This window comes from Streptomyces sp. NPDC055140, from assembly GCF_053607285.1.
The window spans coordinates 3901-5480 of the sequence record NZ_JBSGTG010000098.1; the positions used below are offsets into that span (position 1 = coordinate 3901).

3 protein-coding genes are annotated in these 1580 nt (G+C 71.6%); 2 read left to right on the forward strand and 1 reads right to left on the reverse strand.

Translation table 11 applies throughout. The annotated features are described in order from the left end of the window. Positions 1-855: hypothetical protein (locus ACWFR4_RS47440; RefSeq protein ID WP_453658033.1), on the forward strand; the 855-nt coding region annotated here is incomplete at its 5' end. 38 nt (positions 856-893) lie between these two features. Further along, positions 894-1103, forward strand: a complete 210-nt coding sequence (locus ACWFR4_RS47445) for a hypothetical protein (protein ID WP_453658035.1) — start codon at positions 894-896, stop codon at positions 1101-1103. An 87-nt stretch (positions 1104-1190) separates the two neighbouring features. Here ACWFR4_RS47445 and ACWFR4_RS47450 read toward each other — a convergent pair. Further along, positions 1191-1580: hypothetical protein (locus ACWFR4_RS47450; protein WP_453658037.1), on the reverse strand; the 390-nt coding region annotated here is incomplete at its 5' end.

Genomic DNA, 1580 nt, shown 5'->3' on the forward strand with positions numbered 1-1580 from the left:
CGCCTCGCCCTCGTCGAGGCGCTGCGCCGCCGGGTGGAGAACAACTCCTTCCACCGTGACGCGCAGTTCCTCAGCAAGGTCGCCGACCGGTTCGGTCAGGAGATCGCCGGGCCGCCCGAGCTCACCGCCCAGGCCCTGGAGGCCGAACTCAGCGCCGGGCAGGTCCGGGCGGTGGCCGCGCACGTGGTCGAGCAGGGCACGGTCGCCTCACCGCTCGTGCTGAGTGAGACCGACGAGCTGAACCTCACCCACGCGCAGGCGGAGCGGGCCCTGGCCGTGCTCGAGACCCTCAGCGTGGTCGGCCCGCCCAACGGCCTCAAGCCGCGCGAAACCCTCACCGTCTCTCGCGAGGAGTTGCCCGCCCAACTGGAGTTGCTCGAGCAGCGCCTGCCGAACCTGCTCGAAATGCAGAAGGGCACCGCAGCCGTGGCGGCATCCTCGGCTCCCCCGGCCCCGGCGGCGGAGCCGGAAGCCGCCCCTACTGCCGAAGCCCCCGCCCCCGCCGAGCCCGAGCCGACGCAGGCACCGGCCGCCCCCGCAGCCTCGGCCCCTGCCGCCGGTGCGCCGGAGCTTCCGCGCCGGGACCGCTCCGCCGACCGCCGCCACCCGGGCAACCTGACCACCCGCCCGGCACCCACCGTCGAGGCCCCGACCGATCAGGAAGTCGCCCAGCTGTTTGAAGGCCAGGAGCACCGCCTCAACGCAGTGAGCCAGAAAGTGATCGCTGGCGCGGAAGCCCGGGCCGCCGCCAATCCGGCACCCGCCGAGACCGAACTCGCCACGACCACCAACGTGGACGAGGCACAACGCAACGCCCAACAGAACCCGCAGACCGTCGGCGTCGGCGTGCGCTGACCACCACCCACACATCCCCACAAGAGAGGACGCGCCGCATGGAAGACGAACGACTCGAGGACCACCGGCGGCAGGCGAGGCTGCGCGAGCAGGAAGAAGAACGCCGCAGGAGGAAGGTTGCCGCAGATCTTCGGCTGAAGCAGCAAGGACGCCAAGCCCAAGACGAAGCGCACCTAGCCGAGGCGTCTCCTGCAGAGGAGCAGCACTACGCGCAACTGCCCCGGCACACCCCTACCGGCATCCGTTGACCGGGCTGGCCGGTCCAGGTTCGCACCGTACGGACCTGCCCGGCCGCCCTATCCCGTGCGCCAGTGATCAGGCGCAGCCCTGCGCCCCTACCAGTGGTGGAGTACCTGCCCGACCGGTGCGTGCAGGTATTCGGCGAGGTGCACGGTCCGCTCCCGGCTGATGACGGCCGGGGGCAGAGCGTCCGGGGCGGCGCCGACGGGGAGCTCGGGCAGCCCGGTAGCGAAGTAGCCGACACCTGTGCGCTCCGCGCCCCTCACACGGCTGAGGAGCAGCTCGGGCGCAGGTCCGTCCCACGCTCCGATGGTGTGCATCGGCGACAGCGCGAAGTACGAGAAGTGCGTATGGCTGGACGGGCTGTCGAGATCGGTCCGTGCGACCAGGGGCTGGGTGTCGCGGATGCGGCCTGGTGACAACGCCTTAGCGGGGTCGTCGGTGGCGTGGTCCACGAAGTGGGTCACGAAGTCCCGCAGGGGCGT